Genomic DNA, 15688 nt, shown 5'->3' on the forward strand with positions numbered 1-15688 from the left:
TTTTCAAGATTCGCTCGGCGGTTCGAGCATGTCGAGCTGCTGCTCGGACTTGAACGATGCCAGTTTGGCACGGACGCGAGCGATGAGCCGACGGACGCCGCTCTCCGTCATGCCATGGATGCGTGCCAGCTCGACCTGGTTGTTGCCCGTGAAGGCGTCGTAGATCTGCAGCTCGACGCGCGCCAAGCGCCATTGATAGTCTGTCGGGAAGTAAATGTTCTGGCCGCCCCAATGGGAGGTCAGCCGGTCCACCAGGGCGCTGACCGCCACGGCCGCAGCGGCCGGAGGCACCTCCTGCTCGGCGAGTACCCGCTCGGCCAGCTGCACCATGTCGGCGAGCAGCTCGTGGCGCCTCTCGCCCATGCGGGTCTCTGCGTTCACATCACGCCTTCATGGTTGGAGTTGACCGGTGCCGCCGCGGGCCGGCCCACGATGGCGACATAGGCCTCCCAGGCAGCCCAGTGGCGATCGAACGTCAGTTCACCGCCGCTGACCTCGTTGTGGGCCCATTGGCAGTGCCCGAGCTGCTCGGCCGTCAGCTCGCCGCGTGCGGCCAGCGCTGCCGCGTCGGCCCGGAGCCCGGCGACAGCTGCCGGCAGGAAGCGCATCGCCCACTTCTTGAGCGTCTCGATCAGGGCCAACATCTGGTCGTGCCGCGCCCAGCGCAGGTCGTCGACCTTTGCAATGCGCCTCACGTAGGCGGCCAGAGCCGACTCGGCTGGGTCCTGGACTGCGCCGAGCTGGTGCAGGAACAGCCACAGCGCGCGAACCTTGCGGGCCTCGGTGGAGGTCGCCAGCGGCCGATCGCCGGCCTTGGAACGCACCTTGAAACCCGCCTTTTTGGCGTGTTCCAAGACCTTCATCAGCGCTGGAACGCCCATCTTGGCGGTCGAATCGGCCTTTCCAGCCGTGCGCAGCATGGTTCGGTAGGTCGGATCGTCCATCTGCAGGTCGCGTTTGGCGACGTGGATCAGGGTGATCAGCCTGCCGCGGTCGCCCGCGGCCGATGCCGAGCGCGCGGGCCTAGTCGGTGCGGTGGCGGGTTTCATGCGAGCAGCGCTCTTTCTGGCACGCCGCCTACGCCACGGTTCAACTGCGCGTCGAGGCCGGCCACGAACCCGGCGGCTCGATCCGCGTCGGTCACGTTCCTCCCGACGGTCCGATCTTTGGCCTGGAACGTCGTGCTGTCGGGCCAGGTCTGTGCCTTGTACTGCTCGATCAACAGGACGTTCCGCCTCGGGTTGGCGAATGCGTCCAGCAGCTGATTCGCGGCATACACCCAGCCCATGGCGAACTCATCGCCACGGGCCGTGAGGGTGATGGGCTTGCAACGCGCAGGCTGCTTGCGCAGATGTGCCAGGCGCGCCTTTGCGCACTGGCGCGACAGGACGTCCCAGGCGTACGCAGCGACCTTCGGCGCAGAGGCTACGCCGATGAAAGCCACTTCCCGATGGATGACCCGGCGCGAGGCGAGCATCCGGCCCTCGCTCAACCAGATCAGGTCGCAGCCGAAGGCCTCCGCGATCATGCGAGCGAGGCTCACCTCCCAGCGCGGCTGAGAGTTCGTCCGGGTCGAGCACTTCACGACGCTCACGTCGGAAAGTGCGACGTCGTCAGGGCTCACGCCGTGCTCCGCCATCAGGCGTTGCGCCTGGCGCATTGCGATGCCGGCCTCGTTCGGGCTGGTGCTCTTCGCGAGCGCCAGGCACTTCTTGATCTTCTTCAGGGCGTCGTCACGGTTCATGGTTCACCCCAAGATCAGTGGTCCGAGCCACGAGTTCCACAGGCCCAGCACGCTGGAGATGGAGAAGATGAGCTGCATGCTGAATAGCGGCCACTGGCGGTGCTTCGCTCCGTAAGTCATCCATGCCGAATTGCTGGCCAGGAAAAGCGCGAAGGCCATAGCGGGTGCGGCCATCGTCGCCATCAGGAAGGCGCCGACGATGCCTGTCGCAGCGGCGAGAACGTCGATACGCAACAGGAACGCGCCCACAGCGCCCGTTGCCGAGGAGAGAGCGGCCATACGGATCACGCGCGACCTCCCACGCCTTGATCCGCTGGTCGCTGCCCGCGTTGCTGCTCGAGCAGCTCGATGTTGAGATCGAGATACTCGAGCAGCTTGCAGGGCGCGCGGTCGGCGAGCCAGAGCGTGTCATAGATGTCGCCCTTGCTGTCGGCGAACGCAAGCAATTTGCGCATCGAACGCAGGGTGCGGCAGGTCATAGCGCGTTGCTCGCCCTGGGGAAAGAGGCCCTGCTCGATCTCAGCGATGACGAGGTCGATGCGATCGTCGAGCGTCTCGGTCTCGTTGATCCAGAGCGCGCATCGGATAGCGCCGCGCATCGTCTCCGCGCGCAGCGTTGCGGCCACCGTGGCCATGATGGTCAGTGCCAGATCCGATCGATCGAAGGAGCCGATGCGGCGTTCAGAGAAAGGCCCCGCCGCCCGAGGGCGACGGGGAAAGATCAGCTGGCCGCCCATCGGCGCAGCTTGACCAAGGAGAGAACTGGTAGCGGTCATCAGGCGATGTCCTTGTTGTTGGTGATGGGAGCGCAGGCCTGCGCGTGCGCTGCAAGGCGATCTGCCAGGCGCTTCGCCTGTGCGGGAGAGACGAAGCGCTGCTGGTCACCGATAGCGAGACGGATGGCACCCGTGCCATAGAAGGAGCACCAGAACGGATCTCCAGTAGCTGGCAAACCCGAGGGCTCGACCGGCGCACTCGAGAGGGGCGGTACGGCGGTGGCCCGTGCTGCCGTCTCAGCCGAGCGTGGTGGTGCGGCAGCTACCGAATCCTCGGACAGTCCAAGGTATCGCGCTGCCATCGCAAACGGGCTGTTCGGGCCGAGACCTGCGGGGCGAGGTGCGGCGACAGCGTCAACCAGGCGGTGCTCGAAGGCACCGCCTGTTGCATCGTCTTGATCGACGCTCGACATCACACCGCCACCATGTCGAGCGGGATGGCGGCGTAGCGCTCGGTTTCGCCGATGCGCTCGTAGATGCGGACGTACTGCTTCGAGCCGATGACCTGGATCGACTCACCGATCGCGCGCATTGCCTCTTGCCAGCGCGGGTCGGTGATGGCCCAGCGGCGCAGGCCCAGGATGCGGCCCACGCTCAGCTTGCCTTCCTTGTCAGCACGGAAGGTTTCCTGGATCACGATCTTGACCTCGTCACGGGAGTTGTCCGTCCAGTCCGCGGCGCAGGCATCGATCAGCTCCTTCGCGGCCTGCAGGCGCTCATCGAAGGTGATGGCCTCCGACGTGGCGATCAGGAGCTTGTAACGGCCATCGAAGGTGTGCAGCGTGACGTTGCCCTTCTTCCCGCCGCGCTTTACGCCGTACTGCTCGGCGCTCAGCTCGACGAACGCGGTCACGTCGCCGAACACCTTCGCCTTGAACTGGGCCAGCCTCTGGTGCAGCTCAAGCGCGAGGGGCGCCAGTTCGTTGACCAGGCGGTCGCGCTCCTGGTCGATCGGCTTCACCAGGTTGATGGGCACGAGGCGGCCCTGCGGGTCGCGCATGTAACCCTCGGGAACGGTGGTCGGGGAAGTCATGAAATAAAGCTCCTACGGTTGGTGGATGGGTGCCGCCTCAGGCGGAAATTGGTCGGCATGGTGCGGCAGCGCGCTCCCCTTCTTCAAGGCGGCATAGCTGTCCGACATCACGTCGTGGCGCACGATGCCGGCGACGACAGGTACGTCGAACGCCTCGGCCACGTCGCGTGCGGTGCAGCCCACGGCACGCTGCAACGCCGTCGCCGGGACCGCAGTACCGTCGCCAGGCAGCAGCGCCACGAGGACCACCTGCAGGCGCTGTGCGGCGGTCATGCGGCGCTCCCGAAGGCCACGCGCCGGCCACCGATCAGGCTGTCGACGCTGGCGTGGTCCAGCGCACCGGCGCGGGCCGGAACCCAGGGCGCCGGTTGGTACTTCGGGCCGTGCATGACGTTGATGTGGCGCGGCGCGGCAACGCGTCCCGTCGACTCAGGTGACGGTGCGACTGACGCCTGCGGCGCCTGGCCCTCGAACCAGACGAGCTTTCCGACTTCGTTGATACGCTTGTCGATGCGCTTGCTGGAGCGCAGGCGCGCCAGGCTCTTCTGCATCCAGTAGGGGTCGCGCGCCAGGTCGTCCGCAGTGACGAGGTTTACCGCGAGCAAGGCCTCAAGGAGCTGTGCAGTGCTGCGCTCGCCGTGGGCCCGCAGCTGGCCGAAGATGGCTGCGCGCACCGGGCTCAGCACCTTGGCCGGGACGTCCTTAGGGCGTCCGAGGTCGAACATGCTCATGGCCGACCTCCGCAGAGAGCCGAGCCTTCAGCCATGCCCTTGGTGTACACGGCCTCAACACGCTGGATTTCCTCGTTGCTGTAGTCGTTGACGGCCACGGCGGCCAGGAACGAGCCGACGCACAACAGCACCCAGATCACCATGAACAGGGTGTCGTTCTTCATCTGAACGACCGTCTCGGGTGGAGTGCGCCTCATGCCATCACCCGCGTCGCGCTGATGCGCATGGCTTCGGGGAAGTTCTCCAGCGCCGTGATGACAGCAGCGAAGCCGTCGGCGTAGAGGCCGTGGTGGTGGCCAGTCGAGCCATCGCGCATGACGATGCGCAGCAGGAAGGTTTTCATTCGGCCCTCGCTACCGCAGAGATCAGACCGGCCGTCACCTTGGCGGCGCCGATGGTCACGGCCTCGTTCATCGCCGCGCTGACCAGGTTGTTGATCGCCAGCGGGTGGCACAGGGACTGGCTGCGCACGACGCGGCTGCCGCGTGTGTTTTCCGTCACGGCCTGCTGTAGGCGGTTGCGGATCTCTTCGATCGCATCGGGCGCCATGACGGCGTCGAGGTCCACGTCGACGCGGGTGAACTTGTGGCGCAAATAGGCCTCGACGTGGTTGTCGAGCGGCGGCAGCTTGACCATCTCGCAGCGCTGCACCACCTCACGCACCTCTGGGTTGCGCTCGGAGAGCTTCAGCTCCAGCTCGGTCTGGCCGATCAGGATGATCGCCAGCAGCTTCTTAAAGCCGTCCTGCAGCTCATAGAAGCGCTTGAGGTGCTTGAGCGTGGGCGTAGCCAGGTCGTGGGCCTCTTCAATGATCACGACGTGCTTGCGGCCGATCTGGGCGCTGGCCTTGAGGATGTCGTGCATCTGGCCCGAGCGCTGGCTGGTCGCCGCGCGCAGCGAGGTGCCTGGCGACACAGCGCGGATCACGGCGCCCGTGATGTCCTCGGCCTTGAGCGGTCGCCCTTTGCGTTCCGACGAGGCCATGCCGAGCACGTAGGGCTCGATGACGGTGATCGGCTCGCCGCTGGTGTTGATCCACTCGTTCAGGTCGTGGCGCAGCGTGCTCTTGCCGCCGCCGCTCTCCGCGATCACGGCCAGCATGCCCCCGTGCTTGGCCGTCTGACGCATCGACGCCCGCACATACCGGATGTCGTCCGAGAGAAAGACGTCCGCTTCGGTTTCCATCTCGCCCGTGAACGGGTCGCGTGGGATCTTGAAGTGCGCGCGCGCGGCGCGGTTGATGGTGTGTTTCCGCAGTAGCATGTTCTCGTCCTCGGTTTTTGAATGGGCTTGGGGGCCGGAGTGAGCGGGGCAACCCGCCATCGGGCACATCGCGTTGGCGCGCGATGTGTCCGGTGCTTCGTTAAACGCAGCGGCCACCGTGGCCTCGTCCGCGCCGTTGGCTCGCAGGAACTTCGCGATGCGTTCCTGCAGCAGTTCTTTCCCGCCGAGCCCCTTGGGCCAGCGGTCGAGATTGATGATCAGATTCACGGTGGCGCCCGACACCTTCAGGTGGCGAGCGAGATCGGATTGCTTGCGCTTGACGCTGATGAGCGCGGCTTTCAGGTTGAGCATGGATTCCTCAGACCGCGCGCAGGCCACCGGCCGCACGCATGGGTTCCGCCTGGACCGGCGCGGTGAATTGCGCGATCAGCGCCTCGATCTGGTCCTCCGGCACGCCCTCTGCGTACCGGGCGGTCATGAAGGCGTTCTCGTCGGCCGTCAGGTAGCGGCCGATGCCCTTCGCCACCCTCAACATCGCGTCGACCGCGTCCAGCTTGGTGGGCTCGATGCGCACGTGAGCTGGTGCCTCGATCTCGGAGCCCGCGCGCGGCAGGTAGGTCGGCTGCTCGATGTCCTTCAGATAGCTGTGCGCGACCAGCTTTCCCTCGAAGGGCGCCGTCTTCTTGTCGCGTGCTGCCTTGACCTCGTCTGCATCCATGCCCGGGTAGGCCTTGGCGTCCATCGTGGCCGTGGCATGCTGCGCCTCGGTGCGCGGCATGGCCTTGTATTCGGCTCCGATCTCGGCCGCGGCTTCGAGCTGGCCGAAGCGGTCGAAGCCCTGCACCGGCTCGACGCGGTGGATCATCATTTCGCCGTCGTAGCGGGGAACCTCGACCTGGATGGCGCATTCGCCGTACACCAGAGCGCGGACCTGCACCTTGTCGCCGACGCTGATGCCGTCCAGCCCGCGCAGGCTGTAGTCGGCCGGGCGATTGGCGGCCGGGTGCCGGAAGCTGATGGTCAGGTTCGGCCGGACCAGGCGGTCGACCTCGCGGCTCGCCATCAGGGCGCGACAGACGTCCACCGGCGGCAGCAGCCGGAGCTGGTCCTCGGTGATGAGCTGCCACAGGTCGTAGCGTGCGGTCGCGCCAACCATGCCACGGCGGCGCAGGCGCGTGTCCTGCCCAGGGATGAGGTTCGCGCAGTAGGAATTGGCCCAGGCGCTCGCGGCGGCGTTGAGCTGGTCGACGTTGTCGACCGGCTCAAACCGCAGTCGAGACTCGAACTGTGTCTCGACAATGTTGTTCGCGTTCTCGACGCCACCCTTGGCCCGCGCGTTGCCGGCCTGGTGGTCCAGCGGCGTGACCTCAAGCTGCTTGAGCAGGTTCTTGATCGCGGCCGATTGGTTGGCGCTGCCCTTGTCCCACAGCATGAACTTCGGCACGCCGCGGAACAGCCGGCCCGGCTGCACGCCCCAGGCGAACATGAGGAAATTGAAGAGGTTGTGCTGGTCTTCGCCGACCGCCTCGCAGTACCAGGGCACGATGGTGGCGCTGGCCTTGTCGTACATGACGTAGCGGTACACCTTGAACTTCACCTTCGCCATGGCGTCCAGCTTGTTCTTGTAGAACTCGCTATCGCGCACGATGTACTGGCGGTCCTTGAGGTAGTACACCAGGCACAGCGACGGGTCGACCTGGTGCGTGTGGTTCGGGTGCGGCGCGCGCAGCTCCTGGACCGGGGCCGCGACGCGCTGTGCTGCCACGTTGAGCTTGCGATCGCGCAGCAGGGTGTTGAGCCTGCTGTTGCCGACCCCGAACTCGATGCCGTTCATTTCCAGCATGCCGCGCGCGGTGGTGGTGAAAAGCGTTTGCTTCCCGTTCTCGCGCACAGCTTCGCGCTGCGCAGCGCCCAAGGTGGCGAGCGCGTCGAGCGATACGCTGGTCGAGCCCTTGTCGCAGCGTGCCCGGCGGCCCGACGACCAACCTACAGCCGCCTTGAGCTGGCGATACACGGTCTGCGGTGACCAGGCCAAGAACTCAGCAGCCTCGCGCACCAGCGGCGTCGCGCCACCGTGCCCGACGGCGTCCAGGCGCTGAGCGAGCCCACGCATGTAGTCGTGGATTTCGGGTGAGAGTGCAGGCATGGAGTCGATCACCTCAGCCACGCTCGCCGGTCGCCATCTGGTACTGGCGGGCTTCATCGATGTACACGCCGAAACGCGTTGAGAGCTCGGCCTGCAGCGCACCCACGGCGCTGGCGGTGCGGTTGACCGAGTCGTCGAGGCTGAGCAGCACGATCCGCACGCTGGCGGGCATCTCATTGCTCTCGCCGTCGGCTGGCTCTTCGTTCCACCAAGCCTCCAGCGCGATGACTGCCTCGTGGTGCGCTGCGAGCGCCTTGTCCAGCAGGCTCTGGCGCTCGGCGATTTCCAGTTGGAACGGCGTGATGCGTTCATCGAGCGGCACTGACACCGGACGTTTGCCGCCCAGCTTCTTCTCCATTGCGTCACGCTCTGACTCGGCCTTCTGACGCTTCTGCGCGTTGAATTCCGCATCCTTCTCGGACTGGCGCAGCGCCGCCCGAAGCTCGCTCGGGCTCATCCGCTCGATGTTGTCGATCTCCTGGAGGTTTTCGAGGACGTCGTCGTCATGCGTGACCAACTCCAGGAAGGCGCTAGCGCTCTTCACCTGCGTGCTCAAAGCCGCCAAATTGGCGGATTTGGCCGTCTTGGCTGCGGCCTGCATGAAGCGCTGTGCAGTCCGGTCGGAGAACCCGAGCAGCTCGACGCGCGCCTTGAAGTCACCATGCGGCGTCATCTGCTTCAGCAGCAAGAGGCGCTTTCCGCTCTCGAGCAGAGCTTCTACCGATCGACGCTGATAGAAGCGAATTTCGTCTTCAAGCGTGCCGACCGACAACTGCCCGTCGTAGCCGAGCGAAAGCGCCAAGGCCTGCACCTTGCCGGCGGCATCTTCCTGCAGGCGGGCCAGCTCGGTGCCGGCGCTTTCAGCGCGCTCGAGCGCTGCTTCATCCACGGTCGGGCCCTGTGCCGTGATCGTTTGAGTGGGCGTGCGTGCCATGTCGTTCTGTCCTTGCTTAGTCGGAAATGGTGAAATTGCGGCGGACTTCGGAGAGCTGCCGCTCGTGTTGATCAAGGGCCGCCATGGTCCGGATGCCGATGCGTGCGGCTTCCCGAGCAATCCGGAATCGACCCGTCGTTTCGTCTTTGACCGCCCAGCCGAGCTCGATGAGCGACTCGGCTGTCCGGGTGACGTAGCTGGCTGGGCAGCTCAGGGCCGTAGCGAGGTCCTTGTTGGAGAGGCCTCGCAGCGGTTCAGCTGCCAGCAGGGTGACCATGCGCAGAGCCCTCATCACCTGCGCGCTGCCCTTTGTGTCGTCGGCGCTCATTGGCCGAAATCCAGTTCGGGGGTGGTGTGCTTTTCGACGTTTGCGCGGTGCCACGCGACCTGCGCAAGGTGGGCGGTCAGCGCGGCAGTCGTGTCTTCGGGCTTCGCGTCGCCCTTGAAGAAGGACGTCAGGAGCTGGAGCGCCTGGCCGAACCCGTTGTGAAGCTCGACCACGTCGGTCTCCCTGAGGTTCCGACCAGTGGGCATGTCGATCAGCACTCGCCCCTTGCTTGAGGCAAGCCATCGCGAGACGAAGTCGATCCCACAGGCGTTCTCATACGGGATCAGGAAGCAGAGCGGCATACGACCGTTTTGAAGCCATTTGTAGAGGCTCCAGTGGTCGGCGAGACCCATCTCCGAAGCGATGCCAGGGACCGAGCGGTTGAGCTTTTCAAGTGCGTGGTCCTTGCAGAGTTCGAGCGCGTGGCGCAGGCTGTTCGGCTGCATGAGCTTCCAATTCCGGCGGCGCACTGGAATTGCGGTGTTGGGTGCTGTCACGGGCGCTCCAAAAAAAGGGTCTGGCTGGGGGTGGTGCACAGGTGCACCGCGTCGCTAAACTTCATTGCGAACACGACCTCAGTCGTTGACGGGCAGCCCCAACTTCAGGCGCACGTCGCGGCCCTCGCCGAAGTTGCCGACCCGGACACCCCGGATGACGTCGCTGACGGTTCTGTAGGCGAACCCGTGGGCTGCAGCGAACTGCTTGAGGGTCTGGCCCTGCTTGCGAAGGTTGTGTTTGATCTGGTTTGGGGTTGGCTGAGTCATGGCTTTCTCCGGAATGGTTTTCACCGTCAATCCGTGGGATAGGCGGCGAAACAGTGTGAATCATAGTCAAGAAATCTTGATTCAGTCAAGAGGAAAGTGCGCGTGCGAAATTTCGATGAAAAGCTGCTGCGGTTGAAGCAGGCCCTCGGAGTCACCTCCGATCAGGAGGTGGCGAAGGCGTTGGGCATGACGAAGGCCGCGTTTTCTGATCGGAAGAAGCGCGACGCCTTCCCCGAGGAGAAGCTCTGGGCGCTGGCGCAACGTGAACCCGCCCTTGGCCTTGATCCTTTCGTGATCCTTAGCGGAAGTGGAAAGGCCGTCGAGAAAGCGAGCCAGGACGTGCTGGCCGCGCAGCTGCAGCTCGCCGCCGCTATGCAGGCCGAGCGAGGCGGAACGCCCAGTGAACAGCTCAAGCGCACCCTGGACGCCGTCAAGCACTTGCACGATCCCCTGCCGGCGGACGAAGAGCTGTTGCTGACGAGCTATCGCGCGATGAATCGAGAAGCGAAGCAGATGCTGCTCAGGTTGGCGATTGACGGCGCAGTCCCGAGGGCGGAAGGAATTGGCAATTCGGCCGACCAAAGCATCACGCAGCGAAACAACGGCCGAGGGTCAATTCAGATTGGCCGCGCCAAAGGTAAAACAACTGTTAAAAGTGGCTCCGTCAAATAACGGAGACACGGATGCCTAAGTGGTTGGAGTGGGCTGCGAGGTTGCGGCCCCAGCAGGAAAATCGAGGAAATAATTCGGTCCAGATCGGGCGCGTCGGCGGTGATGTCATCGTGATCAACCAGGCGCGCGCGGGCTTTGACTACAAGCCCAGCCGTGACAGATGCCGTGGTTGCCCGGTGAGGTGCTGCACTAGCCGCGTGCTCGACCAGGCCAGCATGTGGGCGCCGATCAATTGAGTTCGACCGCGCATCATTTCCGAAGGCCTAGCAGGCCCCAACCCCTTGAAGGCGATGAATGAAATTGGCCATCCGCAATTCCCGGTTATTCCTGCTCCTAGCTGTTCTCGCGGCGGCTGGACCTAGCGCACACGCGCAAAGCGATTTGCGCCAATGGCGTGAGTCCACCAAGAAGGCGTACAACGAGTGCAGCTATTCCATGTCGGCCGCGCTGTCCTTGGAGGAGGCCTCCCGCTATGCACGTACCAAGGCGTGCGTCGAGACTGCAATCGCCAACGAGAGCAGCAGCCCAAAGGCGGTTTCTGCTGCAGCGCAGCCACCGACTGCCGCCCTCGTGAGGGACTACCACGCGGCGTGGACGGCCGCCATGCAGGCGCTACCACGGTTGCAATACGGCGACAGGGTGAACGCCGAGCGCGCCGACCAAGCCGCGTCGATAAAGCTGGACGAGCTCTGGGCACGAATCGCGGCTGAAGCCAATCTCTAGCCATTGAAGGCGGCCGTGCCGCCCATCGCACGGTGCGTCGGGTATGCACCGGCGTCCCAAGACAGCAGTTCCATTCCCCGGAAAACTGACAGCTTCCTGTGTCAGTCCACCTTCCGAGGAGCATCCCGTGGAACTCAAAGAAACCATCCCCGTCTGGCTGCGCGCGCCGCGCAACAGCCTCTGGCTCATTCTGGCCGTCGTGCTGCTGGCCCTGATCGCGCTGATCTCGCCGGTGCAACTGCCCGTCGTGCTCTACAAGGGCTCCCTCATTGCCTTGGCCGTCGTGCTGGGCTACTGGGCGGACCGGGCGCTGTTCCCCTACGCGCGCCCCGACGGCTATCTCTGCCGTGATTGGCGCCGAGGAACCGACGAGCCCGAAAACGACGTCGACTTTCCGGTGGTGCCGAACTACGCACGCGTCTACTGCGCGGCCATGATGCGCCGCGCGGTCGTTGTCGGCGCCGTCGTCATTGGTGTCGCACTGGGCCTGTGATGCACTGGCAGGCTGACAAGGACTTCGAGCGCCAGATGGCGCTGTGCGAACGATGGCACCGGCGAGCCACTGCGGTTGTGGCCGTGGTCACGGTGCTTGTTGTCGCCATGCTGGCCTGCATGGGCTCGCCCGCTCAGGCCCAGGTGCCTCAGGCCGCAGCTGCATACCGTGCTGACCTGACGCGCACCGCGCGTGCCGTGTGGGGCCTGAATGCACCCGTCGCGGTGTTCGCCGCCCAGGTGCACACCGAGTCGGCATGGAAGCCTGGCGCGGTGTCGCACGTCGGCGCGGCCGGCCTGGCGCAGTTCATGCCAGGCACATCGAAATGGATCGCGGGCATCGACCCAGCACTCAAGGCCAACCAGCCGTTCAACCCTGCATGGGCGATGCGCGCCCTGGTGGTTTACGACCTATGGCTCTACGAGCGTGCACCGGCCGCCTACAGCCCGCGTGATCGCATGTGGGTGGCGCTGCGCGCCTACAACGGTGGACTGGGGCACTGGCAGGCCGAAGCTCGCAATGCGTCGACCGGTGACCGCGCGGCGGTCGACGCCGCGTGCGGCAGCGCCAAGCGGCATCGCAGCCATTGCGTAGAGAACCTCACGTACCCGCGTCGCATCCTGATCGACCTGCAGCCGCGCTACGCGACTTGGGGTCCGACGCTGTGAGCACCTCGACCTGGCTCCTGGCCGTCGTCCTTGCCAGCCTGGCCAGCGCGGGCGGCGGCATCGTCTACGGCCACGCCGAGGGCGAGGCGGCAGTGCTCGCCAAAGACAACGCGAAAGCGGTGAAGGACCTGACGGGATTGATCGGCTCGCATGCGCAGCTGATCACCGAAGCCACCAAGGTCAGCAAGGCCATGCGCGTGGCGCTCACGCGCCGCGGCGTTGCCGACGCCGAGACAACCCAGGAGTTCAAGAATGCGCTTGCCGCTACTGCCGATAGCCGTGCTGGCTGTCTGTTTGATGACGACGTCATGCGCCGTCTCGCCACCGCCCAGGGCAACGCTGCAAAAGCCGCTGCCGGCGGAGTCCTCGGTACGGTGCCCGGCCCCGGCGCCAGCACCGTCGGGCCGTGAGGTAGATCCTGTGGCTGTCGCACTCAAGGACCTCTACGACCTATACGGCATCTGCGCTGGACGCTTCGCCGATCTGCTCGACTTTCTCGACGGCGGACAGCAATGACCATTCAGGCGGACTTCTGGCAACTGGTCGGCCTGCTGGGCGCGTTCGTCGCGTCCCTGGGCGCGATCGGCGTGCTCCTGTTGAAGCAGATACAAAGCGGCCTGGACGAGCGCTTCACCCAACTCGCCGGGCGGCTGGATGGCATCGAGCAGGTCAATCGCGACGAGACGATCCAGTGGCAGCGCGTCGAACGCGAGTTCCTCAAATTTCAGGCCGACCTGCCGATGCGCTACGTGATGCGCGACGACTACATCCGCGGCCAGACCACCATCGAAGCCAAGCTGGATGCGATCGCCATGAGAGTCGAGAACAGCCAGCTGCGTGCTGCCTATAAACCCGGAGGAGGATCATGAACATCGACCACGCCAAGGTGCGCCGCGAGGGCATGCGCTGGCTCATCCTGCTGGCACTCAACCACGCGCGGCCGTTCGGCGCCAACGACAGTGTCGTGCTGTCGACGGCCCAGGCTATCTATCTCGACGCGACGCCGTTGGAGTTGCGCCGCGAGCTGGACTATCTGTTCGATCGCGAGCTCGTCAAGCTGAAGAAGGAGCCGAACGGGCAATGGTTTTGCGACCTCACGCGCTTTGGCACCGACGTCGCCGAGTACACGATCGACTGCGAGCCGGGCATCGCGCGGCCAGTGAGGTACTGGTAACTCATGGCCCGGCAAAGCTCCATCGTCCGCCTGCCGATCGACATCAAGGCTTACATCGAGGCCATGCTTGCCACCGGCGCGCAGACCCTCGATGAATTGATCAGGGATCTGCAAGAGCGCTTCCCGGCCGAAGCGCAGGCGGGCACGCTGCCGAGTCGCTCCGCGATCCATCGCTATGGCAGCAAGCTGGACCGGCGCCTGTCCGCTATCAAGGCCAGCACCGAGGCGGCCCTTCTGATCCGGCAGCATGCTGGCGACAGCCAGGACGCCCGCAGCGAAGCACTGACGGCGCTTGTGCAGACCGAGCTTTTCGAGGCGATCCTCAATTTGCAGGAAGCCCAGGAGGAAGACGTCGACGCCGGTGACCGCGTGGCCATGCTCAGCGCCGCGGCGAAGAACATCGCGACGCTGACGCGCAGCAGCGTGAACCTCAAGCAGTTTCAGGCGAAGGTGGAGGAAGACACGCGCCGAAAGGTCCTCGAGGAGCAGCGCGTGCTTCAGGAAGCCAACCTGCAGGAGGCCGCGAAAGCCCAGGGCATGGATGAGGCCCAGGTCGACTTCTGGCGGCGCAAGGTACTGGGGATCGGCTGATGGTTTCCATCGTCAAACCCTTGGCCAGCACGCTGCGCGTCCTTGAATGGGACGATCTGCCCGCGAGCGTGCGCAGCATTCCCGACAATTTCAACCCGCTGGCCGATGGTGTGCTCATGCTGCACCAGCGCCAGGCAGCAGCCATCAAGGCGTCGATCATCGCGATCCCGAAGGGACGTCGGACCGGCATCACCTTCGGCACGATGCTCAACAAGACCATCGTGGCCGCCTCACGCAAGTCGGCCGGCGGCGACAACGTGTTCTACATCGGTGACACGAAGGAGAAGGGCCTCGAGGCGATCGGCTACTGCGCCAAGTTCGCCCGCGTGATCGCGCTGGCACAGGGCCAAGGCATCTCGGGAATCGAAGAATTCCTGTTCCAGGATCAGGACGAGAAGGGCAACACGCGCCAAATCAACGCCTACCGCATCCGGTTCGCCAGCGGTTTCCAAGTCTGCGCGCTGTCCAGCCGCCCCGCCAACATCCGTGGCCTGCAGGGCCATGTCGTGATCGACGAGGCGGCGTTTCACCCGGACGTTCAGGGAGTGCTCGACGCAGCCACGGCGCTGCTGATCTGGGGCGGCCAGATCACGGTCATCAGCTCGCACAACGGCAAGGGCAACCCGTTCAACCTGTTCGTCAAGGACATCGAGGCCGGTCGCTATGGCGTCGAGGCCGCGGTCATGACGGTCACCTTCGACGACGCGGTGGCCAACGGCCTCTACGAGAGCGTTTGCATGATGAAGGGCTGGACGCCCGAGCCCGAGCGCAAGAAGGCGTGGTACGCCAAGATCCGCAACGGCTACGGCGTGCGCAAGGCGGCGATGCGTGAGGAGCTGGACGCCATTCCACGCGACGGGAACGGCGTGTGCCTGCCAGGCATCTGGATCGAGCAGGCACAGGTGCTACCGGCCGAGAACGTCCTTCGCCTGGCGCTGGACGATGACTTTGTGCGCAAGTCTCCCCAGGAGCGCACCGCGTGGGTGGCCGATTGGATCGCGCGCTACCTCGCACCGGTGCTCGCCAAGCTCGATGTCCGGCTGCGCCATGTATTCGCGCAGGACTACGCACGACACCGAGACTTCTCGATCTGGGGCGGCCTGGCTATCGGGTCGGGGCTTCGGCGCCAGCTGCCGATCTCGATCGAAATGCACAAGGTGCCCTACGCCCAGCAGAAGCAGATCACCTGGTACGCCATCGAGCGCCTGCCTAACCGCTGCGGCGGCGCCATGGACGCGACAGGCTCCGGTGAGACGCTTGCTGAAGAGACCGCCGATCGCTTCGGCCACACCCACGTGCACCAGGTCAAGCTCAGCCGCAACTGGTACGGCACCTGGATGCCGAAGCTGATCAAGGGCTTCGAGGACGGGATGCTAGACCTGCCGCAGGACGCCGATATGGCGAGCGACCTGCGCGCGATCGAAGAGATCGACGGCATTGCCATGGTCTCGACGATTCGTCGTGCTGACATCAAGGACCCCGATCTCATGCGTCACGGCGACTCGGCCGTGATGCTCGCGCTCGGATGGTTCGCCAGCCTGAACATGAGCGGCGCCATCGCATACACCCCCGCGCCGGCCCACCCGCGCGGTTTCGACAACCAAAGCAGCTCGCGCATGTCCGACAGCTTCGACGGCGGCACCGCCGATGTACAGCTACCGGAACCGCAGGGCTGGTAGCCGACCAG

General features: G+C 65.1%; 26 protein-coding genes. 9 read left to right on the forward strand and 17 right to left on the reverse strand.

All coding sequences use genetic code 11. The features are described from left to right. Positions 1 to 3: 3 nt before the first annotated feature. The 17 genes from A9977_RS16465 to A9977_RS16540 all read right to left on the reverse strand — a co-directional run bounded on the left by A9977_RS16465 (position 4) and on the right by A9977_RS16540 (position 9704). Complete coding sequence (locus A9977_RS16465) at positions 4 to 381, reverse strand: Mor transcription activator family protein (protein WP_183025931.1); 378 nt, start codon at positions 379 to 381, stop codon at positions 4 to 6. Next, the gene (locus tag A9977_RS16470) at positions 378 to 1049 is read right to left on the reverse strand and encodes a gp16 family protein (protein ID WP_183025932.1); all 672 of its coding nucleotides are present in this window, start codon (positions 1047 to 1049) and stop codon (positions 378 to 380) included. The genes A9977_RS16465 and A9977_RS16470 overlap by 4 nt, the downstream gene beginning before the upstream one ends. Further along, the gene (locus A9977_RS16475) at positions 1046 to 1744 is read right to left on the reverse strand and encodes a DUF2786 domain-containing protein (RefSeq protein WP_183025933.1); all 699 of its coding nucleotides are present in this window, start codon (positions 1742 to 1744) and stop codon (positions 1046 to 1048) included. The genes A9977_RS16470 and A9977_RS16475 overlap by 4 nt, the downstream gene beginning before the upstream one ends. Positions 1745 to 1747: 3 nt before the next feature. After that, positions 1748 to 2032 (reverse strand): hypothetical protein, encoded by a 285-nt coding sequence (locus tag A9977_RS16480; RefSeq protein ID WP_405054689.1) that lies wholly within the window; start codon positions 2030 to 2032, stop codon positions 1748 to 1750. Next, positions 2029 to 2520 carry a hypothetical protein gene (locus tag A9977_RS16485; RefSeq protein WP_183025934.1) on the reverse strand — a complete coding sequence of 164 codons (492 nt, stop codon included), beginning with the start codon at positions 2518 to 2520 and terminating at the stop codon, positions 2029 to 2031. The genes A9977_RS16480 and A9977_RS16485 overlap by 4 nt, the downstream gene beginning before the upstream one ends. Continuing rightward, positions 2520 to 2933, reverse strand: coding sequence for a hypothetical protein (locus A9977_RS34085; RefSeq protein WP_220811828.1), 414 nt, complete (start codon positions 2931 to 2933; stop codon positions 2520 to 2522). The genes A9977_RS16485 and A9977_RS34085 overlap by 1 nt, the downstream gene beginning before the upstream one ends. Further along, on the reverse strand, positions 2933 to 3553 hold the full coding sequence (locus A9977_RS16490) for a DUF3164 family protein (RefSeq protein WP_183025935.1): 621 nt from the start codon (positions 3551 to 3553) through the stop codon (positions 2933 to 2935). The genes A9977_RS34085 and A9977_RS16490 overlap by 1 nt, the downstream gene beginning before the upstream one ends. A 12-nt stretch (positions 3554 to 3565) precedes the next feature. Further along, positions 3566 to 3826 (reverse strand): hypothetical protein, encoded by a 261-nt coding sequence (locus A9977_RS16495; RefSeq protein ID WP_183025936.1) that lies wholly within the window; start codon positions 3824 to 3826, stop codon positions 3566 to 3568. Then, a complete protein-coding gene (locus A9977_RS16500; protein WP_183025937.1) occupies positions 3823 to 4284 on the reverse strand; it encodes a hypothetical protein in 462 nt (153 codons plus the stop codon). Before A9977_RS16500 ends, A9977_RS16495 begins: the two co-directional genes overlap by 4 nt. Beyond that, positions 4281 to 4448, reverse strand: a complete 168-nt coding sequence (locus A9977_RS16505; protein ID WP_183025938.1) for a hypothetical protein — start codon at positions 4446 to 4448, stop codon at positions 4281 to 4283. Before A9977_RS16505 ends, A9977_RS16500 begins: the two co-directional genes overlap by 4 nt. Positions 4449 to 4477: 29 nt before the next feature. Next, positions 4478 to 4627 carry a hypothetical protein gene (locus A9977_RS16510; RefSeq protein ID WP_183025939.1) on the reverse strand — a complete coding sequence of 50 codons (150 nt, stop codon included), beginning with the start codon at positions 4625 to 4627 and terminating at the stop codon, positions 4478 to 4480. Further along, a complete protein-coding gene (locus A9977_RS16515; RefSeq protein WP_183025940.1) occupies positions 4624 to 5859 on the reverse strand; it encodes an ExeA family protein in 1236 nt (411 codons plus the stop codon). Before A9977_RS16515 ends, A9977_RS16510 begins: the two co-directional genes overlap by 4 nt. Before the next feature lie 7 nt (positions 5860 to 5866). Next, positions 5867 to 7654 carry a DDE-type integrase/transposase/recombinase gene (locus tag A9977_RS16520; protein ID WP_183025941.1) on the reverse strand — a complete coding sequence of 596 codons (1788 nt, stop codon included), beginning with the start codon at positions 7652 to 7654 and terminating at the stop codon, positions 5867 to 5869. A 13-nt stretch (positions 7655 to 7667) separates the two neighbouring features. Further along, positions 7668 to 8588, reverse strand: coding sequence for a hypothetical protein (locus tag A9977_RS16525; protein ID WP_183025942.1), 921 nt, complete (start codon positions 8586 to 8588; stop codon positions 7668 to 7670). Positions 8589 to 8604: 16 nt separating this feature from the next. After that, on the reverse strand, positions 8605 to 8916 hold the full coding sequence (locus A9977_RS16530) for a helix-turn-helix domain-containing protein (protein ID WP_183025943.1): 312 nt from the start codon (positions 8914 to 8916) through the stop codon (positions 8605 to 8607). Beyond that, entirely contained in the window at positions 8913 to 9413 is a 501-nt protein-coding gene (locus A9977_RS16535) for a hypothetical protein (RefSeq protein ID WP_310936145.1), read from the reverse strand. Before A9977_RS16535 ends, A9977_RS16530 begins: the two co-directional genes overlap by 4 nt. A gap of 78 nt (positions 9414 to 9491) precedes the next feature. Further along, complete coding sequence (locus tag A9977_RS16540) at positions 9492 to 9704, reverse strand: DNA-binding protein (RefSeq protein ID WP_310936146.1); 213 nt, start codon at positions 9702 to 9704, stop codon at positions 9492 to 9494. A 78-nt stretch (positions 9705 to 9782) separates the two neighbouring features. Here A9977_RS16540 and A9977_RS16545 point away from each other — a divergent pair, with 78 nt between their 5' ends. From A9977_RS16545 to A9977_RS16585, 9 genes are all read left to right on the forward strand, one after another. Continuing rightward, positions 9783 to 10352, forward strand: a complete 570-nt coding sequence (locus tag A9977_RS16545) for a helix-turn-helix domain-containing protein (protein ID WP_183025944.1) — start codon at positions 9783 to 9785, stop codon at positions 10350 to 10352. A gap of 294 nt (positions 10353 to 10646) precedes the next feature. After that, complete coding sequence (locus A9977_RS16550) at positions 10647 to 11075, forward strand: hypothetical protein (RefSeq protein ID WP_183025945.1); 429 nt, start codon at positions 10647 to 10649, stop codon at positions 11073 to 11075. Between the two features lie 145 nt (positions 11076 to 11220). Further along, positions 11221 to 11568 (forward strand): putative holin, encoded by a 348-nt coding sequence (locus A9977_RS16555; protein WP_310936150.1) that lies wholly within the window; start codon positions 11221 to 11223, stop codon positions 11566 to 11568. A gap of 107 nt (positions 11569 to 11675) precedes the next feature. Next, positions 11676 to 12236: a transglycosylase SLT domain-containing protein gene (locus tag A9977_RS16560; RefSeq protein ID WP_259652007.1), complete on the forward strand. Its 561-nt coding sequence runs from the start codon at positions 11676 to 11678 to the stop codon at positions 12234 to 12236. After that, complete coding sequence (locus tag A9977_RS16565) at positions 12233 to 12646, forward strand: hypothetical protein (protein WP_183025947.1); 414 nt, start codon at positions 12233 to 12235, stop codon at positions 12644 to 12646. Before A9977_RS16560 ends, A9977_RS16565 begins: the two co-directional genes overlap by 4 nt. 102 nt (positions 12647 to 12748) lie before the next feature. Next, positions 12749 to 13105 (forward strand): hypothetical protein, encoded by a 357-nt coding sequence (locus tag A9977_RS16570; RefSeq protein WP_183025948.1) that lies wholly within the window; start codon positions 12749 to 12751, stop codon positions 13103 to 13105. After that, positions 13102 to 13410 carry a hypothetical protein gene (locus tag A9977_RS16575; protein WP_183025949.1) on the forward strand — a complete coding sequence of 103 codons (309 nt, stop codon included), beginning with the start codon at positions 13102 to 13104 and terminating at the stop codon, positions 13408 to 13410. The genes A9977_RS16570 and A9977_RS16575 overlap by 4 nt, the downstream gene beginning before the upstream one ends. A 3-nt stretch (positions 13411 to 13413) precedes the next feature. Next, the gene (locus A9977_RS16580; RefSeq protein WP_183025950.1) at positions 13414 to 14001 is read left to right on the forward strand and encodes a phage protein Gp27 family protein; all 588 of its coding nucleotides are present in this window, start codon (positions 13414 to 13416) and stop codon (positions 13999 to 14001) included. Next, the gene (locus tag A9977_RS16585) at positions 14001 to 15680 is read left to right on the forward strand and encodes a hypothetical protein (protein ID WP_220811830.1); all 1680 of its coding nucleotides are present in this window, start codon (positions 14001 to 14003) and stop codon (positions 15678 to 15680) included. The genes A9977_RS16580 and A9977_RS16585 overlap by 1 nt, the downstream gene beginning before the upstream one ends. Positions 15681 to 15688 lie beyond the last annotated feature (8 nt).

This window comes from Variovorax sp. UMC13 (assembly GCF_014170375.1).
Taxonomy (GTDB): domain Bacteria; phylum Pseudomonadota; class Gammaproteobacteria; order Burkholderiales; family Burkholderiaceae_C; genus Variovorax.